The sequence below is a fragment of the Ferrimicrobium acidiphilum DSM 19497 genome (assembly GCF_000949255.1).
In the GTDB taxonomy this organism is placed as follows: Bacteria; Actinomycetota; Acidimicrobiia; order Acidimicrobiales; family Acidimicrobiaceae; genus Ferrimicrobium; species Ferrimicrobium acidiphilum.
In genome coordinates, this window is the sequence record NZ_JXUW01000002.1 from 100,941 (window position 1) to 126,055 (window position 25,115).

At 54.3% G+C, this 25,115-nt stretch carries 17 protein-coding genes; 9 read left to right on the plus strand and 8 right to left on the minus strand.

The window, feature by feature from the left end:
- Window positions 1–181: 181 nt before the first annotated feature.
- The 3 genes from FEAC_RS01450 to FEAC_RS01460 are packed head-to-tail and all read left to right on the plus strand — an operon-like array spanning window position 182 to window position 4,217.
- Window positions 182–1,888, plus strand: a complete 1,707-nt coding sequence (locus FEAC_RS01450) for a GspE/PulE family protein (protein WP_081900939.1) — start codon at window positions 182–184, stop codon at window positions 1,886–1,888.
- 30 nt (window positions 1,889–1,918) lie between these two features.
- A complete protein-coding gene (locus tag FEAC_RS01455; RefSeq protein ID WP_272866999.1) occupies window positions 1,919–3,016 on the plus strand; it encodes a type IV pilus twitching motility protein PilT in 1,098 nt (365 codons plus the stop codon).
- The gene (locus FEAC_RS01460; RefSeq protein WP_081900940.1) at window positions 2,979–4,217 is read left to right on the plus strand and encodes a type II secretion system F family protein; all 1,239 of its coding nucleotides are present in this window, start codon (window positions 2,979–2,981) and stop codon (window positions 4,215–4,217) included. Before FEAC_RS01455 ends, FEAC_RS01460 begins: the two co-directional genes overlap by 38 nt.
- Before the next feature lie 10 nt (window positions 4,218–4,227).
- Here FEAC_RS01460 and FEAC_RS01465 read toward each other — a convergent pair whose 3' ends face one another.
- Window positions 4,228–5,478, minus strand: a complete 1,251-nt coding sequence (locus FEAC_RS01465; protein WP_035388351.1) for an MFS transporter — start codon at window positions 5,476–5,478, stop codon at window positions 4,228–4,230.
- A 199-nt stretch (window positions 5,479–5,677) separates the two neighbouring features.
- Here FEAC_RS01465 and FEAC_RS01470 point away from each other — a divergent pair, with 199 nt between their 5' ends.
- Complete coding sequence (locus FEAC_RS01470; protein WP_035388353.1) at window positions 5,678–7,018, plus strand: MBL fold metallo-hydrolase; 1,341 nt, start codon at window positions 5,678–5,680, stop codon at window positions 7,016–7,018.
- A gap of 468 nt (window positions 7,019–7,486) precedes the next feature.
- Window positions 7,487–8,383, plus strand: coding sequence for a hypothetical protein (locus tag FEAC_RS01475; RefSeq protein ID WP_035388355.1), 897 nt, complete (start codon window positions 7,487–7,489; stop codon window positions 8,381–8,383).
- A gap of 161 nt (window positions 8,384–8,544) precedes the next feature.
- Here the strand turns inward: FEAC_RS01475 and FEAC_RS01480 are convergent, their stop codons facing one another.
- Entirely contained in the window at window positions 8,545–9,057 is a 513-nt protein-coding gene (locus FEAC_RS01480) for a GtrA family protein (protein WP_035388357.1), read from the minus strand.
- 330 nt (window positions 9,058–9,387) lie between these two features.
- Between FEAC_RS01480 and FEAC_RS01485 the strand changes: the two genes are divergently transcribed.
- A complete protein-coding gene (locus FEAC_RS01485; protein ID WP_081900941.1) occupies window positions 9,388–10,347 on the plus strand; it encodes an NAD-dependent epimerase/dehydratase family protein in 960 nt (319 codons plus the stop codon).
- A 97-nt stretch (window positions 10,348–10,444) separates the two neighbouring features.
- On the opposite strand, the gene FEAC_RS01490 is transcribed toward FEAC_RS01485, so the two are convergent.
- From FEAC_RS01490 to FEAC_RS01510, 5 genes are all read right to left on the minus strand, one after another.
- On the minus strand, window positions 10,445–11,284 hold the full coding sequence (locus FEAC_RS01490; RefSeq protein WP_035388359.1) for a molecular chaperone TorD family protein: 840 nt from the start codon (window positions 11,282–11,284) through the stop codon (window positions 10,445–10,447).
- Between the two features lie 9 nt (window positions 11,285–11,293).
- Window positions 11,294–14,197, minus strand: a complete 2,904-nt coding sequence (locus FEAC_RS01495; protein ID WP_035388361.1) for a molybdopterin-dependent oxidoreductase — start codon at window positions 14,195–14,197, stop codon at window positions 11,294–11,296.
- Between the two features lie 51 nt (window positions 14,198–14,248).
- Window positions 14,249–15,781 (minus strand): 4Fe-4S dicluster domain-containing protein, encoded by a 1,533-nt coding sequence (locus FEAC_RS01500; protein WP_081900951.1) that lies wholly within the window; start codon window positions 15,779–15,781, stop codon window positions 14,249–14,251.
- Window positions 15,782–16,016: 235 nt separating this feature from the next.
- Window positions 16,017–18,641 (minus strand): glycosyltransferase family protein, encoded by a 2,625-nt coding sequence (locus FEAC_RS01505; protein WP_035388362.1) that lies wholly within the window; start codon window positions 18,639–18,641, stop codon window positions 16,017–16,019.
- Entirely contained in the window at window positions 18,638–19,441 is an 804-nt protein-coding gene (locus tag FEAC_RS01510; protein ID WP_035388363.1) for a glycosyltransferase family 2 protein, read from the minus strand. The genes FEAC_RS01505 and FEAC_RS01510 overlap by 4 nt, the downstream gene beginning before the upstream one ends.
- 334 nt (window positions 19,442–19,775) lie before the next feature.
- Here FEAC_RS01510 and FEAC_RS01515 point away from each other — a divergent pair, with 334 nt between their 5' ends.
- The 3 genes from FEAC_RS01515 to FEAC_RS01525 all read left to right on the plus strand — a co-directional run bounded on the left by FEAC_RS01515 (window position 19,776) and on the right by FEAC_RS01525 (window position 24,555).
- A complete protein-coding gene (locus FEAC_RS01515; RefSeq protein ID WP_081900942.1) occupies window positions 19,776–22,526 on the plus strand; it encodes a vitamin B12-dependent ribonucleotide reductase in 2,751 nt (916 codons plus the stop codon).
- A gap of 176 nt (window positions 22,527–22,702) precedes the next feature.
- Window positions 22,703–24,073: a site-specific integrase gene (locus FEAC_RS01520; protein WP_035388365.1), complete on the plus strand. Its 1,371-nt coding sequence runs from the start codon at window positions 22,703–22,705 to the stop codon at window positions 24,071–24,073.
- On the plus strand, window positions 24,073–24,555 hold the full coding sequence (locus FEAC_RS01525) for a hypothetical protein (protein ID WP_035388366.1): 483 nt from the start codon (window positions 24,073–24,075) through the stop codon (window positions 24,553–24,555). Before FEAC_RS01520 ends, FEAC_RS01525 begins: the two co-directional genes overlap by 1 nt.
- Before the next feature lie 2 nt (window positions 24,556–24,557).
- Here FEAC_RS01525 and FEAC_RS16235 read toward each other — a convergent pair whose 3' ends face one another.
- Complete coding sequence (locus FEAC_RS16235; protein ID WP_081900952.1) at window positions 24,558–24,797, minus strand: transposase; 240 nt, start codon at window positions 24,795–24,797, stop codon at window positions 24,558–24,560.
- Window positions 24,798–25,115: the final 318 nt, after the last annotated feature.

The window sequence follows — 25,115 nt, forward strand, 5'->3', positions numbered from 1 at the left end:
AAGTTTGGGGGGTCTCACAGAGGCTCTGCCAGAATGTGTTACTGAAACAAGCCAACCTGGAGAGCCTCTATCGAACACCATGGACTTCGGCTTGTCCGAAATATAAATGTTCACACCATGGGAGCCAAACCGATTGAAGCCGAAACTTTGGTAAAGATGGTTTTCTACCGATGCCTTGAGTATGAGCGATCCCGAGGTGCAGCGCACCTTCACCACCCCTGAGCTGTCTTCGCTCGCTCGTGGTCTTGTCAACGCCGGCTTGGTCTCAGAGGAGGAGTTGCGAGAGGTTCTCACCACCAAGGGAGAACAGCTCTCTTTGATCAGAGCCTTGGTTGAGGAGCGTCGAGTTGACGAGATGGCGCTGTGTCACTTTTTGTCCGAACGCTATGGGGTGGAAGAGCTTGATCTCAACGGACTCAGCTTTGACCCTGGCGTGGTTGCCCTTCTTCCATCTCGTGCTGCTCGTCGCTATCTGGCGCTTCCAATTCGTGAAGAGTCGAGTTCGATCATGGTCGCGATGGTCGATCCCACTGATGTGGTGGCCAAGGATGATCTAAAGACCGTTTTGAGGCGGGATCTACACCTCGTCGTCGTCGCCTATTCACAGCTGCTTGCCACGATTGAGCGATCGCAGCTGAACCTTAAGGAGCAGTTTGACCTCTCAGAGCTAGCCGAAGAGAGGAATGAGGCATCACAGGCTGACGTTGCCGACGTCGTCGAGGATGGACCGATCGTTTCGTTGGTGAATCAGATGATCTCTCAGGCCGTGCTCGATCGTGCGTCCGACATCCATGTCGAGCCGATCAACGGGGCAATTCGCATCCGATTCCGTATCGATGGGGTACTGCACGAAGTTGGACGATTGAACGCCAATGTTCATGCCAAGCTGATGACACGGATCAAGATCCTTGCCGGCCTTGATATCTCTGAACGCCGCCGACCCCAAGATGGCCGTTTCAGCGTGGGCATCGAAGGGCAAAAAGTTGATCTTCGAGTGGCGACACTGCCAACCTATCTCGGCGAGAAGGTGGTGATCCGGGTGCTCGACACCGGGACCGCTAGGCTCGACCTTGAGGACTTGGGTTTCTTGCCAGAGGTGCGCAGACTCTACGACAGGTTAACCGATAAACCTTGGGGCACCATCCTCATCACTGGGCCCACGGGTTCAGGAAAATCTACCACTCTGTATGCGACGCTTAATCGACTCAATCGAGTAGAGACCAATATCATCACCGTAGAGGATCCGGTGGAGTATCAACTGAGCGGCATCGCTCAGATTCAGGTTAATGCTGGTGCCGGCATCACCTTTTCCTCGGCTCTGCGCTCGATACTGCGCGCAGATCCTGACATCATCCTGGTGGGTGAGGTGCGTGACCGTGAGACCGCCGAGATCGCTATCGAGTCTGCGCTCACTGGCCACCTAGTGCTTACGTCGCTGCATACAAATGATGCGTTATCGACTCCTACGCGACTCTTTGAGATGGGGGTAGAGCCCTATCTGGTTGCCAGTGCTCTCACAGCCGTGATCGGCCAACGCCTTGCTAGGCGACTCTGTCTCAACTGTCGGGTTCCGTCAACTATCAGCAGAGATGAACTGAATCAGCTTGGCTTCGTCACACCAGCCTCCGAGGAGGCGTTCCAGCTCTTTCATCCAGCACCCCAAGGATGCGTACGATGTTCACGCACTGGGTACTACGGACGGGTAGCCCTGCACGAGTTGCTCGAGATAACCGAAGCCATGGGCAGGGCGATCGCTGCCCGTGCACCCATAGAGGAGCTCCAATCGATCGCCAACGCACAAGGGTTCATTACTCTTCGCCAGGCTGGTCTCACTCAAGTATTACAGGGTGTTACATCGATAGAAGAGATACTACGAGTTTTGATCTGATGACACCAGACTCAAGGAAGGGTATGGCAAGTGCTAGGCACCTACGATAAAATTTCGATCGACTCGCTGCTCGGTGAGTTAGTGGCGGCTCGAGGAAGCGACCTCCATCTTTCGGTGGGAGCGCGTCCTCAGATTAGGGTATATGGTTCCCTCAGGGAGTTAGAGGGTGCACCTGAGCTCGACCCAGAGATCATTCGCGACGGTGTCTACGCTATTCTAACCCAGGCGCAAAGAGAGCGCTTTGAGGAGTCATGGGAGTTAGATCTCGCCTACTCGCTGCGAGGTTTGGGTCGGTTTCGCCTCAACCTCTTCCGACAGCGATCGAGTATCGGTGCTGTCTTCCGGGTTATTCCTCACCAGATACCTGCGTTGGAGACTCTGGAGCTGCCACCTGTAGTCAAGACGTTCGCAGAGATCCCAAAGGGTCTCGTGCTGGTGACTGGCCCTACTGGTTCGGGGAAATCCACCACCCTCGCAGCGATCGTTGATCTAATCAACCGCACTCAGCGTAGGCATATCGTTACTATTGAAGACCCGATCGAGTTTCTTCATTCACATCGGAGTTCGATTGTCAATCAACGTGAGGTTGGTACAGATACAAAGGCCTTTGCCACAGCACTTCGCCAGGTGCTGCGCCAGGATCCGGACGTGATCATGGTTGGCGAGATGCGTGATTTTGAGACTATTGCTGCTGCGATTACGGCAGCTGAGACTGGCCACCTGGTCTTTGCAACTTTGCATACCCAAGATGCGCCGCAGGCGATCGATAGAATGATTGATGTCTTCCCCTCCTATCAGCAGGCGCAGATTCGCGTTCAGCTGGCGGCCTCACTTCAGGCCATCCTCACCCAGCAGTTGATCCCACGATGTGATCAACCAGGACGGGCTGTGGCGGTGGAGGTTTTGGTGGCGACCTCAGCGGTACGCAACGTAGTAAGAGAGGCCAAGAGCCATCAGCTCTATTCGATCATGCAGTCAAGTGCACAGATGGGGATGCAGACTATGGATTCGGCACTTATAAGGCTAGTTAAATTAGGGCACATCTCGCGTGAGGCTGCACTTCTTGCGACTACCAACCAGCGAGAGCTCTATGAAGCGATGGGGGGGTTGGGTGCTCGAAACCTATGAATACCGTGCCCGCGACACCAAGGGCAACGTAAAGCAGGGGGCAATCGATGCCGACAGTCGTGAGGCGGTCCTTCGCCATCTCCATGATCTTGGGCTATTGCCGGTGTCGGTTAACCCAAAACGTGTGCCCGTTCTCAAGCGCGATGTCAACTTCGGTCTTTCGCACAGGGTAAAGCTCGCCGACGTAGCTGTCTTTGCTCGTCAGTTTGCAACGATGATCGAGTCGGGAATTACGATCGTGCGAGCGTTGTCGATTCTCCAGACGCAGACCGATAACCCAACGCTTCGCGATGCGGTGACCACGATTCGTCAAGAGATTACCGCCGGTAGGTCATTCTCTGAGGCGGTAGCGGGTTTCCCAAAGGTATTTGATACCCTGTTTGTGGCCATGATCCGAGCTGGTGAGGTATCTGGAACCTTAGATAAAGTGCTAACCCAGGCAGCTGAAACCCTCGAGACTCGGGTGGAACTGCAACGAAAAATCAAGTCAGCACTTACCTACCCAGCGGTAGTTGTGGTGTTGGTGATTGTAATCCTCACTGCAATGCTTGTCTATGTGGTTCCAACCTTCCAGAGCATCTTCAGCTCGCTTGGAAGCCAACTGCCTCTGCCTACTCGAATCTTGATGTTCATCTCACACCTTGTGGTTAGCTTCTTTCCGTTACTAATTCTCTTCTATGTTGCACTTGTGATCGGGTTCATACGGTTGCGCCGAACCAAACGTGGCAAGGCGATGCTTGACCGACTTGTGCTCAAGCTCCCAGTGTTTGGAGTGTTGATTCAAAAGTATGCTGTAGCCCGCTTTGCGTCCACGCTCTCTACCCTGATTCGCAGTGGGGTAACGTTGGTTCCATCACTGGAGATAGCGAGTGAGGTCGCGAACAACTCTCTGGTAGCCGCGGCAGCCATGGATACCAGGCGGGGGGTCTCACAGGGCGAAGGAATCGCCGAGCGACTTGGCACTCACCCGATTTTTCCTCCTATGGTAGCGCAGATGATCGCAGTAGGCGAGGAGTCAGGGTCGCTGGACAACATGCTCGAGAAGATAGCCAAGTTCTACTCGCAAGAGGTCTCGGCCATGACCGAGTCACTCTCTTCGCTGCTAGAGCCACTTCTCATCGTCGTTCTGGGAGCGGTGGTCGGTGGCATGGTGATTGCTCTCTACCTCCCGATGCTCGACATCATCAAACTGCTGAAGTAGTACTACTCCACTATTCGCTAGTATCGGTTGGAGGTGTCCTCGGCAATTGGCGAACCGAGGGTACCAAAAGGACTATGAAGGCGGAGATTAGCAGGTATCCTGCGCCGATAAGAAAGACACCTTCGACGGAGACAAGACGAGACAGCGGCACCGCCAACGCTAGGCCGATGGGGAGGAACCCCACCGAGGCCAGGAAATCAAAGCTAGCAACCTTGGATATGACGTTAGAGGGTACGTGCGTCTGAAAGCTATATGACCAGAGGGCACCAAAGAATTCGAGACCAGCACCACCTAAGATAGCAGCTGTGCTGGTCAGCCAGATGTTGGCATGGAACGCCAGCAGAACCATCACCGGCATCAACGCGACCATCGCTATAGTCCCCGTTCTCACTGGGAATCTTGGGTGGTACTTAAAGGCAATGACTCCGCCAGCCACCCCTCCTATGCCCACTCCAGCCCAGATTAATGCCCAGCTTGTCGCGCCATGATAGTAGTGTTCCGCCAAGACTGGTCCAAGAACCATGAGTGGCGCCCAGATCACTACGTGCCAAATGGCGAACTGTAAATCTATTGTCCATATCCAGGTTCGCGACCGAAAGGCTCCCCAACCGCTGCGTAGCTCACTTAACAGTGATGTTGTCAGCACTTTGGCGTTAGAGCCTGAGGGCATTTTCATGAAGATCACGCCTCCTACCAGTGGGAAGAGGCCGGCGACGGCGAGTGCCCAGGGAGCTGAGATGGTTGCGACCAAGAGTGCTGCAAGGAAAGGGCCTGCGATACTCCCGAGATTCCGATAGACACTACGCACAGCGCTTGCTTGCTGTCGTTTGTCGGGTGGGATCACCTGTTGTGCCCATCCCTCAAAGGCCGGGACGAATAGCGCGTCGGCAAATCCAATGAGTACAGCTGCGAGAGCGTAATAGAGGAGCTGCTTGATAGCGAACACTGCGAGGATACCAGAGGCGAGCATGCTAACTCCAAAGAGGCCATCGGAGGCCACTAGGAGCCACTTACGTGGAACTCGATCAGCAAGGACGCCAGCAAATAGGATCGCCAGCACCATAGTAAGTGTCTCAGCGCCGAGGATCAAGCCGAGGTCTGTTGCTGAGTGAAGGAGTTCGAGGATGGTGAAACTAAGTGCGACAGGGAGCATGCCGTTGGCGAGCGACACGAAGCTACGAGCGATCGTGAGCCGTTGAATTACCGGATCTCGCAGAATCTCCCGTGTTGTGGAGCGTGTGGTGTGGTTGGCCTCAGACATAGCCTTGCAAGTCTAGCCGCCAGCCTGTCCGATCAAGGGTCCCACACCCCAGATCTGCGACACTTCAGCCAACTCACCAGTTGAGTCACCTTGGCGTCGAGCATTCTCCGCGGTTGACAATCGCAAAGTCGGTCGCTGCTAGACTTTCGGATACCGGCTAGGGTATCTATACGGTTGTGTCGAAGAGGAAGAGGTTTGCATGGATATTGTTGTCGTGGCCACACCGGAGCTTGGCGATAGGTCTTATGTTGTTGCTGAAGGGACCGTTGCGTTTGTCGTGGACCCGCAGCGTGATATCGATCGAATCATCCAGATCTGCGCCGAGCATGGACTGATTGTCGCTGCAGTGGGCGACACGCATATTCACAATGACTATGTGAGCGGAGGATTGGCACTCTCCAGTGAGCTCGGCGTACCATACCTTGTCCACGCGGACGATCAGGTGGCTTTTGAGCGTGTGGCGGTACGGGACGGCGATGTCTTTGAATTTGGCCCCCTGAACGTCGAAGTCCTCCATACCCCTGGCCATACACCGAACCACATTTCGTTTCGGGTAACTTCGGTGAGTGACCCGACTGGAGTGGTTATGAGTGGGGGGTCGATGCTATATGGCAGCGTAGGTCGTACCGATCTGATCTCTGAAGAGATGACCGAGCCGCTATCACGAGCTCAGTATCGATCTGCACATCGGATAGCCGATTCGTTGCCGAGCGAGACGGAGCTGATGCCGACCCATGGTTTTGGATCATTTTGTTCTGCGGTATCGGTGCAGGAGGTCTCTGACGGCACCGTTGGTGGAGAGCGTCGTGTCAACATTGTGTTCAAGTACCCAGACGAGGACGAGTTCGTAGCGATGCTGATGGCTAGTTACGATCCATATCCTGCCTACTATCGACATATGGGACCGGCCAACCGTGCAGGTGCGTCTGCACTTAGACCCATGGCGCCTCGACGACTGAGCGGTCCTGAGGCCGCCGAACTCTGCGGTGCCGGTGCCATAGCTATCGACATTCGTTCACGTCATGAGCACTACGCGAGTCACCCTCGGGGTTCGTATCTAATGGAGTATGGGAGTTCGTTCTCGACTTACCTAGGCTGGATGTTCCCGAGTGATTCGGCATTCATACTAGTTACCGATAGCTCATCTGATCCGGTTGCTGCGGTTAGGTCTTTAGGGTTTATCGGTATCGAGGAGATAGTCGGTCAGGTTGAGGCGGCGGAGCTGAGTTTGGTGCTCGGAGAGGGTTCGATCACGGCGATAGATTTTGCTGAGTACTTTGACCACCTACGTACTACACCACATCAGTTGCTCGATGTACGTAACCCTTCTGAGCACCGGCAAAACCGGCTTCCTGGAGCGATACAGATTCCAATTTATGAGGTTGCGAATCGGATCGACGAACTCGATCCTTCCATCCCTGTGGTTGTCCATTGTGCGGCTGGATTCCGAGCCTCTGCTGCAGGTTCGTTGTTGACCCAGCGTGGATTCAATGTAGTAGTCATCAACGATGATCTAGCTAATGGCCTGGCGCGTCTCTAGTTAGCTTAAAACTACCGATCTCGTCTAGATGGTCTGAACCTCGTGTAGATCAGAGTACAACTCTGCCCAAGGGGCCGATTGCATATAGTTCGCAGATCGTCTGGTTGCGCCTGCTGGCACCGGGGTCGGCAAATACCTAGCTTGCAAGGTGGCGACTGCTGACCTTCGGATGTGCTATTTGAAGTATCATCGACCTGTTCCAGTTGGGACAGATCGGTCGATTGTTGCCAATCTGTGGAGGTTCTCAGCCAAAGGTCACAGTGAAGTGGAGTCTGGCGTTCTTTCTAATGGCGACCTTCTTTGCTCCTTGAGCGGTCCTGCGCCAAAGTCTTGACCTACTCACGGCTACAAGCCAGGAGGATGACTACCCCTGACAGCCCCGCCGCCAGCACTAGCATTTCCACGGTGTCTGCAACGTCATAGGAAGTCTTGAGGTTGAATTGGCGGCTGCGAGCTAGGGTCATAGCGGTGAACTCTGTGGAATCCATCGATCGTGTCTTCTTCGTCGATTTTGTTAACGTCTATGTCTTTAGCTCAACCGGAGGTGCTTCGAGCCAGTTGCGGCCAAATACTCCAGACGACTGGGAGCGGCTACGAGCAGCCAACCCGCGATCGTTGCTGGTGTCTGTAGTCGGTCATCCTTTGGATAGGGCTGCGGGCGTTGGGGAGGATGTAAGGTCGACTCTTGGACTCGGAGATTGCGACGTAGAGCCGATCGGGCCTGGCGTGCTTTGCCTCCGGCCAGATGACCTAGCGATCTACGCCGTAGACCTCCTAGACCCACTTGGACTTCGTTACCCTGATAATGTGCCTGTGGTGGTAGGTGAGAGATCTATTGCGATGAAAGAGACAAGTGTGATGGAGTCGTCTAGCTCGGCGCGGAGTGTATGGACTGGAACGGCGAATATACAGCCGATACTGGCAATCTTGGGTCATGACTGTGCGGCGATTCGGGGTGCGTCGATGGTTGCTCTCGATGGTTGCCTCAGTGCGGTGTGGGGGGAGGAGCGCGTGGTGGTGGGGGTATCGGCGAGCACTACGGTAGAGGTAGTACTTGCTGCTGCCATCTTCGATTGCGCTGCTGCCATCTTCAAAAGAGGTCGATCAACTGAATACGTCGTCAGCGGCTGGACGAGAGAGATCTCTGCAATCGCGAGGGATCTAGCTGTGTTGAGTGGTAATCCAGTGCGGCTAGTGGATCCATTAGCAGCCCTGCAATACCACGGCATTCTATCGGAATCGCAATGGCCGATAGGGTGCGCTGACGCGGTTATTCAACCAAACGGGTCACAGCGCCTTTTGCGCAGAGGTTTTGACGATTGGGAGCGCCTAGGAAGCCGTATTCGAGAGCTAGCGAGCTCCTAATTCCAAGTGAATAATTACTCCTCTAGAATGTGTCCGCGGCTACCAGATGATGTCGAAGGGCTGGTGGGCGTCCGGGAATCTAGAATGAGGGCTCTCCTTGATTCGCGGACGTGATCTCGGATCCTCTCAGCACCGGCGTGCGATTACTAGAACTCGTCTACCTAGTGAACCGAATCGGTTGCAGGAGCACTACGGAACAGCCACTTGTGCATGAAGGCGAACTTACCAAACCACAGAATAACAAACGAAAGCAGATAGGATCCCTGCACAACGATATCGACGGCTAGCCGCGACGAACCCAAAAAGCCTGCATGAGAATGCGAGAAATCAACAAACCAGGTCGAGAAGACCAGGCTTATCAGTGCCATCACGACGTAGGGAACCACCTCGCGCCTGAATGATGACGGACTTGTTTTACCCCATGCCCAGTAGCGATTTATGAAATACGAGGGAACTGCTCCGACAAGGGTGGCAGTAATAGCTGAATCGCGTGCATTCTCAAGCCGAAACACGGAAAAGACCAGAAAGAGCACCAACTGTGAGAAGATGGCTGTTATGAGAGAGCCGGTGGCATAGCGCCAAAAACGCGACCAGAGCGCTCGAATCCTCTGGTATTGCTCTTCACTGATAATCAGCGTTGCAAGTCTTTGAACAACTAACTCAATCGGTTCCACTTGGGTTCAGTATAGCAGCCTTGGCGACGGCCCTCCAACTTAATGCCGCAGCACATGGTATTGATTACCTGCTCAAATGTTACCATTCGGTTAGGTGTCCCAGGCGTGTTGCTCATGAGTGCTGGCTAGTGCCACTAGACTCTCAGATACTGTTAAGCAGATACGTGATTTAGGTACGTGATTAGAACGTTCACCTATTCAGCGGGTAGATAACCAGAGCTGCTCTACTAGGGCAAGGGCTATTGATCTGATCGTTGGTGATGGACTCGCTTGCACGCAGTTGTCGAGACGGCTACCTCGATTGGTTAGGTAGCTATCAGGATTGGTTAGGTGCGGAAATTGGAAGATGGTACTTTGGAGCAGGGTAGTGCGGTTCGTCATGCAATAGTGACAGGGGGATCCGGTTTTATTGGGACCCATCTCGTTAAGAGATTGAAATCAGAGGGTGCCAGTGTCACCGTAGTGGACAGGAACCAGCCGCGTATCGGTGGCGTCGATTGTTTTGTGCAAGGAGCTATCGAGGATCCATCAACTTGGGAGAGGCTAGCTCGTGAGATTCCTGATGCTGCAGATACACTCGTGCATCTGGCCGCACGCACGTCGGTGCTCGAGTCGATCAAGGATCCAGTTGACGTTTTTAACTCCAACCTCGTGGGTTTTCATAACGCGCTCGAGTTCTGTCGACTCAATGGGATCGGCAGGGTAGTTCTCGCCTCCACAAATGCGGTGGTTGGCGCTAGTCAGGCCGAGATGATCACCGAGCTGTCTCCATTGGCACCTCTTACCCCTTACGGGGCCAGCAAGGCGGCTGATGAAATGTTGGGATCGGCCTACACCGAGTGTTACGGCGTGCGCGTAGCGGCGGTTCGTTTGACCAACGTATACGGGCCAAACATGTGGCGGAAAGATAGTATCGTACCCCGAATCTTCCGTTACGCCCAGGGGATGGGAGATTTTACCGTCTACGGTGATGGCCAGCAGTTTAGGGATTTTGTCAATGTTCAAGACGTGGTTGCCGCCTTTTTGACCCTTGCAGAGGGCCAGTTTGCTGGGCCAGTATCATTCGGTTCTGGTGAGAGTGTCTCGGTGAACGAACTGGTCAGGCTTGTGAGTGAGGTAGTGGGCAAGGAGTTGCGCCCAGGTAGCGTGCCCGCGAAGGCAGGCGAGATGCCTGGTGTTCGGATCTCGCTCGACCGCGCTCGTGGTGTCGGGCTCAAGGCCGATGTCGATCTGGCAAACGGTCTCCGGCAGGCTTGGACCGACTTTCTTGCCAACGGAGCCGCGCGCTAACTCATCTACGATAGCTGCAGTTGCTTCCATCTGGTAGAACCCCCTCCACTGCTAAGTGAAACGGTTCCTTCTTAGTGGGCTTCGATACTCTTGGAGTTCAGCGCAGAAGGTCTGCCCACTCAGAACTACTTAGCAACTCGGTGACCGAAGATTGTGTGGCTGCGAGCCGTCCATGCCACCAGCGGGCTATCGGTGAGTCGACGTCGCGGTACCAGGCTAATTGAGTGGCTATCGTCCCGAGTATCGCCCCCAGTGTCTCGTTGGGGGAGGTGTCAAGTAACGATTCGAAACTAAATCGCCGACCACCTGGTCGCATTCCAAGTCCATGACGGTGTGTAATCCTGATGAGTTCGGACCTAGGGAGTATCAACCCAGAGGCGACTGGAGAGAGTAGGGAGTCAAGTACAGACTCTCTATCTTTGATTATGAGCTGCTCCGGGGCGCTGCGCAACAGGTAGGGAAGCGATAGAGCCGATGGCATCGTTGCACTCCAGTCCTGGTAGACCTCATCGAGGAGCGAACCGATTCTTGTCAGACCATGGGGTGCATAGGATGAGACAGCACGCGCGTAGTTGTAGAGCCACGGACTTAGTGCCTCGTAGAAGATGACATGAGCGCGATCTTCGCTCCTTTGACGCAGCAGTAGGGCCAGTAATCGCAGCAGCAGTGCGAGTGAGTCAGGCTGTGAGGGCTGTAACTCCGGACGTAGGTAGACCGAAAGCATACCTCGTAGATAACCAACAGGTTCGCCACCAAGGATCGGGCCGATGGTTAGGTAGTAACTCGCAAATGGCGGCAGATCAAAGTCAAATAGCTCTGTAAAACCGTCCCTTGTCCACTCGAGTCCTAATACCTCCTGGATGGCTGGATGTGGATCTGGATTCTCGATGACCTCAGCCAATGCATCGAGGAGTTCTGCGTTACTCTCTTGTTGCACAGCACGGTCTCAGACGGAGGAGGGGAGTTTGAAGGCGCGTGCTGATGGTTTCAGCGGTCTCAATAACCATCGTGGCCGACGTGTTCCGTCGGGCGATACGTCTTGTGCAGGGCGAGTGAGTTGCATCCAGCGATCAAAAACAACTCTTGACCGCGAGGTGTCGACATGTACTTCGCCGTGGCTATCGCCTGGCTCAGCCTTAGTAATTGTGACCACCTGGTGCCAACAATGCATGCCAGATATCGGATCTGGGTGTACACCAAAGGTTAAATTTTGGTGTACACCGATGTCGGTCCACCAAATACGAGCGGTGTCGGGATCACTTGATTCATACGGCTCTGCTCCTCCTTGTGGTTGGAGTCCCCACCGAGTTCCGTGCTTCTCGAGTTTCACCGACCGCATCATCGCCGATGAGCCTAGATCACCAATGCGCCAGCGCCCCATGTGATGCGAACACGCGACGACACCAGGTCGTATACCCTCGGTTACCCAAGCTTTAGCGACAAAGTACCCGAGGTCGGTGTTCACTCGGACGAGGTCGCCATCGCCAAGGGTTAGGCGAGAGGCGTCGATTGGATTGATCCATACTGGGTTAGTGTGGGCAATCTCATCTAGCCACTTCGAGTTTGCCGAGCGAGTATGGATCTGCACCGGCAACCGAAACGTAGAGATAAGTGGGAATTGATCCTCTGCGAGATGTTCTGGATGGACATGGCTCTTGATGTAGGTGGGTGTAGCGTACTCCTCCCAGCCCCAGTCGGCCAAGGTGGTGGAGTAGAACTCGAGCTTGCCCGATGGGGTAGGAAAGCCTCGGCGAACGACTCCGTTAACGGCAACTCCAACCGGCCGACGTCCGTCGTCGTCAGGTGAGGGATCTCCTGAGGGAACGATATTCGATGTCGCAGGTTTGGGTGCTCTAGAGTAGACTCGCCCGAATTCAGTAATAGCCAGATCGCTTAGCTCCGCCGCCGGAACCTCTTCCGCAAAGACTTGTCCTACCCCGTTCCGAATTTCGAATGCCCCGTAGCGTTGCATAAATTCGAGCGGGGTCAGACCTTCAGTCGCCGCCGCTTCCGGCAGACCAGGTACCGAGTTTTCAAACATCCAGCGGTAGTATTCTTCGACAGTGAGTTTTGACCCCGGATGCACTCGAGATTCGAAATGTTGGCGTATTCCAAGTGAGCCGTCGGGGTCTATGCGCCATGAGAGGTCGATGTAGAACTCATTCTCCTCCCACACCTCTCCGGGGTTGACCTCGCGAGTATCATAGACTCGTCCGCCGAGACGTTCACGTGCAACCTTAAGTACGGGCTGACGGAACCCTAGCCATTGGCCGTCATACTGCTCATAGGAGAAGCTATCGTGTCGTTCGGAGGCATGTCCCATCGGGAGGATATAGTCGGCAAAAAATGCAGTCTCGTTCCAGGTCGGTGTTAGCGCCACGTAGCAACCAACTTTGCGCTCGTCAAGGAGCATCTCGATCCATGAGAAGCCGTCAGGGTTGGTCCAGACTGGGTTGTAGACCCTAGTCATGTAGACCTCTAGGCGCCGTCCGGTGCGTTCGACGAGGTGGGGTAAGAGATACGAAAGCTCGTTCATGGCAAGTGGAAACTCCAGTGGCCATGAGAGCTCATTCCAGACATTGGGATGGTTTGGCGTGTGAATCGGGCGCGGAATGTACTTGTTCCAGGCATTCAGGTTCGTCCCACCAGTGGTCGCCACGGCACCAAGAAGAGCGTTGAGTAGGAATATCGTGCGCGATACTTGCCAACCACCAAGGTTGCCAGCAGCGGCTGAGCGCCAATTGTGACTAGCGAGCGCCGTCCCGGCGGTAGCTATTGTCTCCGCAGCCTCCCGTAGTGTGTCAATCGAGACTCGCGTCTCCGCGGCCGCATACTCGAGGGTGTAGTCTGCGTAGATCGTTTTGAGATGGGCCTCAAAGTTCTCAAAGGTCTGTGGCTCTGTCGGAGCCTTGGCGGAGAGATACTCTTGCCAGTTCCACCAGGAGCGGACGAAGTCACGGTCGTAGCGATCATTTTGGATGATGTAGTTAGCGAAGGCAAGGTTCATGGCCGCCTCCGTTCCTGGCCATGGCGATATCCAAAGATCTGCGTGCGTTGCGGTATTGGATAGGCGGGTGTCAACGACGATGAGCTTTGCTCCCCGCTGGCGCGCCTCGGTGATCCGTTGGGCGTGTGGATTAAAGTAATGTCCAGTCTCAAGGTGGGAGCTGATTAGATAGATCACCTTGGCATTGGCAAAGTCTGCGCTCGGGCGATCGATGCCACTCCAGTAGTGATAGCCAGCTCGTCCACCCGAAGAGCACACGTTGGTGTGCGAGTTGTGCCCATCGACGCCCCAGGCCGCCAGTACGCGTTCTGTATAGCCATCTTCACCAGGACGACCAAGGTGTATCATGATCTCGTTCTGGCGTTCTTCGATGATAGCAGTTCTAATACGATTGGCGATGTCGCGTAACGCCTCGTCCCACGTGACTCTTTCGAAACGTCCTTGTCCTCTTGGCCCAACTCGCTTGAGCGGATAGAGGATGCGGTCAGGGTCAGTGACCTGGTTAATCGTGGCCGGCCCCTTGGCGCAGTTACGCCCACGTGATCCAGGGTGTTCTGGGTTGCCCTCGAACTTGCGGACTTGGAGCGTGTTTGGATCGACGTAGGCGAGTAGGCCACAGGCAGATTCACAGTTAAAGCAGGTCGTCGGTATCAGCATCGAGTGACGCTCAACCCGCCGTGGCCATTCACGCGAATCCAGCTCTATCCAGTCGTCCCAACGTTCTTTAGGGGGAAAGCTCGCCAGGTCAGTTTTTGATGGGCCCTGGTAGAAGGTCTCTCCGGCGGCGTCGACAGCTTCGCGCTTTGCCCGGAGCCGGTCGCTTAACTTGGCTAGTTCGCTCATTGGTTGCTCCTTAGCGTGTTTGGTCGATTGATAGATTGATTTTACGCTCCATTAGGCGAGTGGAACCGCCTGTCCAGCTTGTACAAAGGCGTGCTCGAGAGGCAGAATGCATAGCAACGCCGCTACGCCAAGGTCGATGCCCACAAACGGTGTGGCGATAGCAATCAGGTTCAAAATGATGCCTGCGAGAAAGATCCATCGGAAACGACCGCGAGTCATCTCATAAGAGGCCAGATGAGCTTTGGCGGTGGGATGGGTTATGGTGGCCTCGCCGACGACCATCAGTAGGTTGATCAGCGCAAGTATGCTCAGGATACGATCGACATAGGCAACGTGGAGAGGGTTGGCTGCTGCGACACCAAAGAGGGTGACTACAGCGCCTAGGAGTAGCGCTTGAACGACCAAATGTGGAGGCAGGAGAGGGCTCTGCCAGAGATCGCGTGCCTTCGCTTGCGCGAAGAGAAAGGCGGTGTAAAGAGCAGCAAGACAGGCGAGTGGGATTCCAGGGATAGCCAACACCTCCTCGAGCACTCTGAAGTGGGTAATCCCCGCAATTAGGTCAAGGGTGACGACGGCGCCGAACAGCATCAACCCCCAGGCGCCGCGTACCAGCCAGCTTTGTAGCCGACCTTTGAGCAGGATCAGATGAAATCGCTCTGGGTGCTTCAAATCTATTATGAGCAGAAAACCGGTGACGGCCAGAAAAACTAGCGAGGTAATTGGGCCAATGAGGCGCACTACCGGCGATCCCCATGGAAGGCGCCCGAGGACGGCGAGTAAAATCGGGACAAGATATGCACCGGCGGCAATGCCTTTTGTCCAGGTATAGAGGCTTACCTTCGAACCCCACGGGGCAGAATGCGCAACATCGTAGCCAAGCTTTGCCTCCGCCGATAAGTTGGAGTCGTGGAATCCGGCCGGGTGACCTGAAACCGCCACATCAGCTCCGCGCTGAATCTCAGACCACATGAAGGTGTCTCCGCTCGGCCGTCGGGCGGCGATAGGATCTAGGGTCGCCTGGTGGGCTCCTTTATAATAGAGTTTTGGCCGCGTCCCCTTCTCAGGTGAGCGAACCGCTACGCTCTCGCGGTGAATTATTTTTGTCGTGGGTGCCGTGGCGTCTTCGAGGCGACCAATGAGAATGGCCTCGGTTGGACAGACGACCACACAGGCCGGCTCCAGACCCACCTCGAGTCGATGTGCACAGAAGTTGCACTTCTCTGCTGAGTGGTCTTCGGGGTTGATGAAGATGGCGTCGTATGGACAAGCCGCCATGCACGCCTTGCAGCCGATGCAGATGGACTTGTCGAAGTCAACAATACCGTCGTCGCGCTGATACATAGCTCCTGTAGGACAGGCGGTTACGCAGGGCGGATTGGCGCATTGGTTGCAACGAGTGACCTGAAAGTTGCGACGAACCTCCGGGAACACCCCGACTTCGACCGCCTTGACGTAGGTTCGAGTGACACCGAGAGGAACTTGATTTTCCGATTTACATGCGGTGGTGCAAGCATGACAACCGATGCACTTGGTTTGGTCGAGTACCTTAACCCAGGTCTCCGTTAGCTTCTTCGGTTCGGTCAACAACTGGTCCCCTTTTAACAGCCATGCACTAACAGCATGCTGTTAGCCTATTACAACTATAAGCGGCTGTGGGGCCAATATTTTTGGGTATAGATTAGTGTGGCGCTAATAAAAAAAGGAGAAAGGTCTATCTGAACTGGGACTCTGCGTGGATTGCTGTTAGTTGAGTTGCGGATGAGTGAGAGGAGATCTGTTTATATGGCATAGGCTCTCGCAATCATAACTATTAATTGAGTTATATCGTGCGCTTTCGGTCTACCCAAGTGTAGCCGCCAAGGCCGACGAGAGTGAGCGCTGATAGCGCACCCAGGATAAGCGATATGCGCAGGCGAGGTGCAGAGTAAGCCATGGTCAAGGAGCTGATCCCCGCCGGCACTCGTAGGGCGATTAGGCCATCGTGGTTGATGATGCGAAGCTGTTGACCGGTATTGGCGCTGGCTCGCCAGCCGGGAGCATAGGCAAGCGTTGTGGTGACTGTCGAGGGGCGTTGGACGTCTAACTTCGCGGTAAGGGTGCCGTTGGTGGCTTGATGCTGAGACAGTATTGTTACCGTTGGGTTGGAGCGCAGGAAGCCAGAGGTTGGATGCAGACTCGCAAAGTCGATGGAGCTGTATTTTCCCTGGAAGGAACGCCACTGTAGCGGATTTAAATGGTTGACGAGTGGACCAGTGACATCGAGCTTCTGGGTGCCAGCGTTCACAACTATATCGAAACGCCGTGCATGAGCCAACCGAGAGTGTGTACGCACTGTTACAGAAGTAAGCACATTTGCGGTCACTGACTTCGGGAGATTAATCGGCACCCAACCGTTGGTGTTTACGTTGGCGTTGGAAACTACAAAGGGCGATCCAGCGAGAGTCTTGACGGTGACCTGTATTGAGGAGACCCCAGCCCCTGGGCGGATAAGGATCGATTTGGCTCCGCTTATGTCGCCTACAAAGAATGCACTCGCCCCTCGAGGCTGCAAGATGGGGCGATGTGTATGGTGCGCTAATGCGGTTGGTGATAGATGGGCAACCGGTACGCGCAAGTATCGGCGCGAGGTGATGAGTAAGTCGAGATTGAGCCGTTTGTGGTAGAGGGAGATCAGAGAGGGATCCAGGGTTGATTGGATTTTGGTCTGGGTTAGATTGTTATAGGTCGCCAACGAGAGGGACGCATATCCTTGTATCGAGTTGGTATGGGTGAAGACGTTACGGTCTAGCTGTTCGTTCGCATCGATCGCGCGACTATATAGATAGAGCCGTGGATCATAGAGTCCGTAGCGCTCGGATCCACTAATGAGCTGACTTGCCGCCGGTGCGGTTGCGTTCCCCTCGGGTTCGAAAAATGAGGGTAATACAACAAACTGGATCGCCATGCCAAACATCTGGAAGGCGAGTGCGGCTAATAACAGTTTGCGGACCGTATGGACCTTGAGTGATCGATCACCGGAGGATGAGATGCGAGGAGCCAGTTTGGGCCAAAGGAGAACGGCAATTACACCGATGGTAACCAGGATTTCGATGATTACATACAGTCGAACCTCCAATAATCCTCTTCCGGAAGGGACGCTGTTGGTCGAGACCAGTCGAAATGCGAACTGCGGTGCAATCTCTATGGTTAATCCGACGATTAGCGTGACTAGACCCAAAAGAGCGAGTAGGCAGGTTACCAGATTGTTGAGTGGTCGTATACGTCCATTGTCCCAAAAATACTCTGCACCAGCCGCCGCTAGCAACACGCCGGCAAGGTCGATATCGATGATATAGCGTGCAGCCAGTCGCTGTAGGTTGAATAGTGGGAGATGGTAGATAAGCGTTGCTACCGGGGTGTTTGAGCCCAATGCAAGTAGGGCGGCGACGATCATCAGCGTGACAAGGAAGGTCTTTGCCCACGGCTTGATGGTGGTTAGGTGTCGGGTGGCGATAGCAACGATGGCAAACGCCAGACCAACAGCCGTGATTGCGATCGTGATCTCTGTTGGGTTGTAGTTGCCGAAGTAGTTGGGAAGATAACCTCCGCTGTAGCCGCCGTAGGCGAATGGGAAGAGGATGAGCGGCAGGAAACGATAACCAAATGGACCGATACCTGCGTAGTTAGCTGGCAGATGTGCACGGTTTGACAGAGCGGTGTAGGCGAGTCCGGTCAACCACTGAGGTGTCGAGAGCCCGAGTGCGACGACAGCGGCTACCACGGTGGCTAAGAGGGCGCCAAGGCCAAGGCTTCGATAACCGATTCTTACCACGAACAAGACGCCAAGAGCGACCAGGCTAGCGAGCATTGCTTCTGGTGCACCTGCAAAGATGGCACAGGCAAAGGATATGGCTAGCCCTACTGCGTTTGCGATCCGGGCGTGACTAGAGGAGGCGTCTATGAGGCGAAGAAGGAAGAGGAGGGCAAACAGAGAGGCGAGATCACCCTCGATCATGTCGATATGAACAACTTGAGCGGTAAAGGCTCCGGTACCGACGAATACGACTCCTGCAGCTACCGCAAACCATCGGCTAATCCCGATAGTCTCTGCTATTTTCGCAACTGCGACCTCAGCGAGGAGCCAACACAAGGCCAGAGTCAGAGTCATAGCGACATTGGCTGGCAGGAGAATGAACAACACCATGAGTGGGTAGAGGGCACCGGCATTGAACCCAGCCAACAGTGGAGTACCATCCCAATTGAAGGGATCCCAAGTTGGTAGATGCCCAGCACGGTAGTCCTGGGCGACTAGCCACCGCAGCGAGATGTTCTGAGTGGCATTGTCACCTATGACTGGAGGGTGGCCGAGGAGGGCCGGCAGGATTAGCGTGAGTACAGGAAGTAGAGCTACGATGAGCCAGTTGCGATAGGTGAGGTGGTTTCCTCGGCTCGCCTCGGCGTTCACGAGGGAGCGATCCAGCGTTCGCGGAGATATGTTCGAAGTGCTGCTCGGGTGTAGTACCAGCCATAGAGGATGTTGGTTGCTTTCTTTGATTGCCCTGCGATCCTCTTGGTCATATGATCTGGGAACTCTTGGATACGCGCACCTGCAAAGGCCGCGGCTATTAGGAGCTCTGAAGATTGATATTGAGGCTGATCGAGGCGAAGCTTGCCCGCTAATGATGTAGTAAAGAGTCGGAGTCCTGACGAGGTATCTGTAACTGAAACTCTAGTAAGGCGCGATATCAAGGTTGCAAATACCTTCACGCCAAGGTCGCGAACCGGGTCACCAACTACGGTTGAACCAAGCACCCTCGATCCCTGGACAAAGTCGGCGTCGCCTGAGGTTAGATATGCAAGGCCAGTCACTAGTCCGTCAGGCGACCACTGGCCATCGGCGTCAATAACGCCGATATAGGAGGCGCCCAGCCGAATGGCTGCGAGATAGCCAAGACGAAGCGCGGCCCCTTGACCGCGGTTAATTGGTGTCTCGCAGCAGAGGGCGCCGTTTGCCGTGGCCACTGCTCTGGTCTGGTCTGTCGATCCATCTGAGATCACTAAAACCGTGGGCTTGACCCCGTCGAGTTTATCTGGCATGGCTGTGAGAACAGAAGCGATGGCGTCGGCCTCATTGTAGGCCGGTATCACTACCACCACACGGACGTCTTCTGCATCAACTGTGGACAGGAACGTGTCCAGGGTTGCCCGGTCGATGGGATCAAGTGGATCGCGAGCGTCGATCGCGAGCGGTCGAGTCACGCGCATGGTGTGTTCGAACTCCTTACCTCATAGCGTTGCGGTTTGCAACGACAGTCAATACTAAGGTCGACACGCTGCCAAAGCAGTTGGCGGACCCAGACCCATACTCTAGTGGCGACGACGGCTGGTGCTCCGGTGTCTGAGTGTGAGCCTAGGTTGTGTGTTGGCAACACGTGGAGATTGTTGGGCCCTGAGCTAGCTTGCAAAGGATTTTGTGATTTTCTCTCACCGTGGGCGATTGAACTGGTATAGTATTGAATACACTAGATATAGCGTTTGCACTTTAACTACAACGCTAATTGTGGGGTTCTAAGAGGTGACGAAGTTGGAGGGAGAGAGTATGAAAAAGCAGCTGAAGGGGTTAGAACGGCATTTCACATCCCAAGGGGTTGATCCGTTTGCATCGGTAGTGTGGGAGCGCCGTGATGCGAAGATCTCTAATTACCGGACAGGAGAGGTGGCCTTCGAACAGGATGGGGTAGAGGTGCCGAGCACCTGGAGCATGAATGCCACCAATATTCTCTCGCAGAAGTACTTCCGAGGTGCGCTCGACTCTCCTGATCGTGAGGGATCGCTTAAGACGGTAGCGGACCGTATCGTCGATACATTGGCTAGTTGGGGTCAAAAAGATGGCTATTTCACCGGACCTGACGAGGCGGCTACCTTCGCCGATGAATTGAAGTATCTCTTGATCCACCAGCGGGCTGCATTTAACTCGCCCGTGTGGTTCAACATAGGAGTGAAGGGCGTGCCACAGCAGGGTTCTGCGTGCTTCATCCTCTCCGTTGATGACACTATGGATGCCATTTTGAATTGGTATCGTGAGGAGGGTGTCATTTTCAAGGGCGGCTCTGGCTCTGGAGTCAATCTCTCTCGAATTCGATCATCGATGGAGCATCTCAATGGCGGCGGGACGGCCTCGGGACCAGTCTCGTTTATGCGTGGCGCTGACGCTTCGGCTGGGACCATCAAGTCGGGAGGCAAGACACGCCGGGCGGCCAAGATGGTCATTCTCGATGTAAGCCACCCGGATGTTGAGGAGTTCATCTGGACGAAGGCGATCGAGGAACGAAAGGCTCGCACCCTCGAGGCGGCAGGCTTCGATATGGGTGTGGACGGCAAGGATGCCTTCTCTGTGCAGTACCAGAACGCGAACAACTCGGTCAGAGTGAGCGATGAGTTCATGCAGGCGGTTCTTGAGGGCCGCGACTGGGAGCTAAGGGCTGTCACCACCGGCGAGGTACTGCGGCGGCTGCCAGCTCGTGAACTTATGCGCCAAATTGCACAGGCCGCTTGGGAGTGTGCGGACCCGGGTGTTCAGTATGACTCAACCATCAACCGCTGGCACACAACCCCTAATGCGGGCAGAATCAATGGATCCAATCCGTGTAGCGAGTACATGCACCTTGATAACTCGTCGTGTAACTTAGCCTCGATTAATCTTTTGAAGTATCTCAATGATGATGGCAGCTTTGACGTTGATGGCTTCACTCATGCGGTCTCCCTCCTGATTGTGGCGCAGGACATTCTTGTTGGCAACGCCGACTATCCGACTGATAAGATTGCCAAGACCTCACGTGCATTTCGTCAGCTCGGCATTGGTTACGCTAATCTTGGTGCGCTACTGATGGCACTCGGCTTACCCTATGATTCAGAGGCAGGGCGTGCCTATGGAGCTGCTATCACCGCGATTATGACGGGCTATGCCTATGACACCTCTGCATGCTTGGCGGCTAGGGTAGGTGCCTTCGATGGTTACGACGCTGATCGTGAGGGGATGCTACGCGTTATTGGCATGCACCATGAGCACGTATCGAAAATTAACTCTTACTTTGTGCCTCCAGAGTTGATAACGGCGGCTCAAGAGATTTGGCAAGAGACGGAGACGCTCGCCCAGGAGCAAGGGATCCGGAACGCTCAAGTGTCGTTACTGGCCCCTACTGGGACTATTGGCCTGCTCATGGACTGTGATACCACTGGGATCGAACCTGACCTTGGTCTTGTCAAGTTCAAGACACTCGTAGGCGGCGGAACGATGACTTTTGTCAATCAGACTGTTCCTCGGGCGTTGCGATCGCTTGGCTATGACCAGACAGCGATCGACTCTATAGTGGCATATATAGATGAGCACAAGACAATACTGGGTGCACCGCAACTGAAGGAAGAACACCTGCCGGTCTTTGCTTGTGCCATGGGTGACAATGTCATTAGCTACCGTGGTCACATTGCGATGATGTCGGCAGTACAGCCATTCTTGTCAGGCGCCATCTCCAAGACCGTCAATCTTCCTGAGTCTGCGACGGTGGAGGATATCGAAGAGGCCTATATAGAGAGTTGGCGGCTCGGCTTGAAGGCTGTTGCGATCTATCGCGATAACTGCAAAGTCGGTCAACCTCTCCAGACGATGCGCAAGGAAGAGAAGCCCGTAGTGACCGCAGAGGTTGCCGAGTTGCGGCGTGAGATCGCGGATCTTGGTTCACGTTCCAAGCGAGAGAGATTGCCGAGGCATCGACAGTCGAGAACATACGCATTCCAGGTCGCCGATGCTGAGGGCTATGCCACCGTCGGGGAGTATCCTGATGGACGTCCGGGCGAGGTTTTCATAAAGGTATCGAAGCAGGGATCGACGCTTGCTGGAGTTATGGACGCATTCTCGATTGCCGTCAGCCTGGGCCTCCAACATGGAGTACCAATGGAGACCTTCGTCCGCAAGTACGTGAATATGCGGTTTGAGCCTGCTGGTATCACAGACGATCAAGACATTCGTATCGCCTCGAGCCTGGTGGATTACATCTTCCGTAGGCTAGCGATTGATTACCTTGACACTGATTCTCGCGACGATTTGGGAATCCACACTACTGGCGAGCGGACTCGTAGCTTGCTGTTCCCAACAGAGGATTCACATCTTCCTTCGAACAAGGAGATTGATGAGAGTTACGGTGCTTCGGTGACGCCATTGCCTCCGCTTGACGATGCGACGCCATTCGTGCAATCAGACGCCCCGTACTGTTATTCCTGCGGCAACGTGATGCAGCGGTCTGGTTCGTGCTTTGTATGTGCGAGTTGTGGGACCACGTCAGGGTGTTCGTAATTTTTAGGGTTCTTGGAGTGTCTCCCATTGCTTAACTAAGGAAACGCCTAAAGTCGTCTCTGCGGTTAATCTTCTGTTTGTTTGCATGTCTTCCGCCCTCACCCTGTATATGGGATGGGGGCGAAGCGTGTCAGAGCCTCAACATATAATCCCCATATGTTGTGGAGCGCTCCTTAATGGTGTCATCTGTTCGGGTAATACGTCCGGTCGCGGTCGATCCTGAGGTCATTGAGCGAGTTCTTGGTGTAACCCCTCATGAGGTCGAACATGTGGATGCTCCCTCCATTTTGGTGGATGGGGAGTTCCATGTTGCTGCTAGCCGGTGGCTACTCCGCAAATATAGGTTGCGCCCTGTTGAAGCTACCATTAAAAGCCATGCGGCACGTTTAGCGCTGTATATTGCGTGGTTGCGCAACGACTGCGGCTTAGCCGGGAATGACCAGTGGTACGCTGACGTATTTGTGGTCTCGGAGGAGCAAGTCCGTCGTTACTACCGACTACGCCAATTCGATCCTAAAACTAGAGTGAGTTCTTCTGCATGGCAAGCTCAACTTTCTACCATCAAGCAGTTTCATGAGTTTCTGCGAGATACCTACCGGGTTCCGCTTCCCTTTCATATTGAGTCCTTTCTGAATCCCGTGGGCATGCGAGTTACTAGTGCGACTGAGCTGCGACCTCGCATGAGAGACGGGAGTCGCGGTACGCCAATCACTCCAGAATTTTCGGACCTGTTGATTCAAGGAGCTCTCCGCATCGACGGTCAATTGCGGCAGACCGACTCGCTCACGGTAGAGCGTGATGCCGCCTTCATTAGTTTAGGGTTGGCAACAGGAATGCGATCGGCAACGCTCGCCAGTATTACTGCCTATGAACTACCACCTCTCGGTGCCGGTCCACTAACCACCATCAGAGTACCTGATTTTATCACGAAGGGTGATGCAGGCGGAGATGCTCTTGTCTTCGCTCACCGGTTGGTGCCAGTTCATCAGTATATTCATGGAGCTAGAGACGAGCTGATAGGGATGATGCGCGCGCCATATTCACCAATCGATGCGATCGAACTCGTTGGTGCAGATTCTGATGCGTGGGAGACAACCGTGGACGGGAAAGTTAGGAGATTTACCTGGGTGGAGACCGACATGATGACTCGTAGACGCCTGGTCTTGCCAGACGGTACATCACCATTACTGTGGTACGGCGGGTATAAGGCTAAGCCCATATCCTACGCTCAGGCAGCCACGATAACGGCAATGGCACGGGATTGGACTAGAGCTCATCTTGAGCCGAATTTTCCTGCGAGTTTTCGTACGCATGATCTTCGACACACTTACGCGACACATTTGGTAGTGTGCATCTACAAGCAGGCCGTGGCCCAATATATTCATGAAAGCGCGGCTGATGCATATCGACCGGGCCGTATTGCAGATGCTGTTAGTATTGCCAAGCTATCCCTCGGCCATGCAAGTGAAGCATCGACCAATCTTTATATTCAGCATGCGCCCAAGTTTCTCGATATTAGCATTGACGAATTCTTAGGAGGGAAGTAGTGGCGCATCCAACTCGTGGGCAGACTAGCCATACATATGATATCGTCGAGGTCGTAAATATTGACTATGCGAATTTAGCGTTGGTCTACCGCGATGCGGCGCACGCCTTACCGCAACGAGTCCAATTCCGGATTGACGATCAGACGGCGGCAGCACGGCAGGTCTTTCAAGGGATTGTGGATAGCTTGGCGCTGGTTGGTGATGGCCAATGGGAATCAAGCTATACCTTAGGGCCACGAATGGGCGTGTTGGCTAAGCTCGTGGAGGTCTTTCATGCTGACGGAATCGACGATTTTAGTAGCACCTCGGTCGGACTGACAGAGCTACGGAATGCCATCGAGAAATTTGATTCTGGTAGCAAGCGTAGCCTCAACAAGCTAATGGGGAGAGTGTTGCAGACTTGTCACCCCAATGGTCAGGTATTAGCGAAAGCACTAAGAGGCTCTCCTGACATTCATGTGGATAAACTCGCCCTTTCATAGGGTCACTTTAGGTCAATGGGTCCGAGAAGCTTGCACACCAGGGCCAGGGTAGCCTTGGCGGAGTGAAACCTATACGAGCGGGCAATGATGGAGCGAGCCTTGGTGTTAAGTCCCTCGACCCTCCCGTTGGATACCCCAAGTCTGATGGAGGCGAGGATACCTTCTCTATGAGTACGGATGGTCTTTGAGAGTCGGATGAAACTCGGTGGTCTTGAACTCAGAGGCTCGCTTTCACCAGTGATCGAGCATCTCGTTCAGCTTCCTCACGAGGTGCGATGCACGGCGAGGACCTGGACTGCTTAGGTTGGGTGGATTGCTTGTGGCGCAATATGTCGACTAGATGGTGGTGTTGTCCGAGTGGGAAGCTGTTCGCGTGCTTGATGCTCAACAGGGAAGCCAGAAGGGAACCATGAACTGCTGCATTAAAGCGGAACGGTAACTAGCCCAAGTTGTAAAATAGTGAGGTTCTGGTGGTTCACTTTGCCTTATAGATTTGTTTGTAGTCTCACCATGTAGGTCAGCATGGAGCATGTTTTGGTCAGAATTGTGGTCGTGGAGGT

Coding starts and splice junctions, on each gene's coding strand:
- FEAC_RS01450 (WP_081900939.1), top strand. CDS start 182: ATGAGCGATCCCGAGGTGCAGCGCACCTTCACCACCCCTGAGCTGTCT.
- FEAC_RS01460 (WP_081900940.1), top strand. CDS start 2,979: ATGAAGCGATGGGGGGGTTGGGTGCTCGAAACCTATGAATACCGTGCC.
- FEAC_RS01520 (WP_035388365.1), top strand. CDS start 22,703: ATGGTGTCATCTGTTCGGGTAATACGTCCGGTCGCGGTCGATCCTGAG.
- FEAC_RS01495 (WP_035388361.1), bottom strand. CDS start 14,197: ATGAGCGAACTAGCCAAGTTAAGCGACCGGCTCCGGGCAAAGCGCGAA.
- FEAC_RS01470 (WP_035388353.1), top strand. CDS start 5,678: ATGGATATTGTTGTCGTGGCCACACCGGAGCTTGGCGATAGGTCTTAT.
- FEAC_RS01515 (WP_081900942.1), top strand. CDS start 19,776: ATGAAAAAGCAGCTGAAGGGGTTAGAACGGCATTTCACATCCCAAGGG.
- FEAC_RS01465 (WP_035388351.1), bottom strand. CDS start 5,478: ATGTCTGAGGCCAACCACACCACACGCTCCACAACACGGGAGATTCTG.
- FEAC_RS01510 (WP_035388363.1), bottom strand. CDS start 19,441: ATGCGCGTGACTCGACCGCTCGCGATCGACGCTCGCGATCCACTTGAT.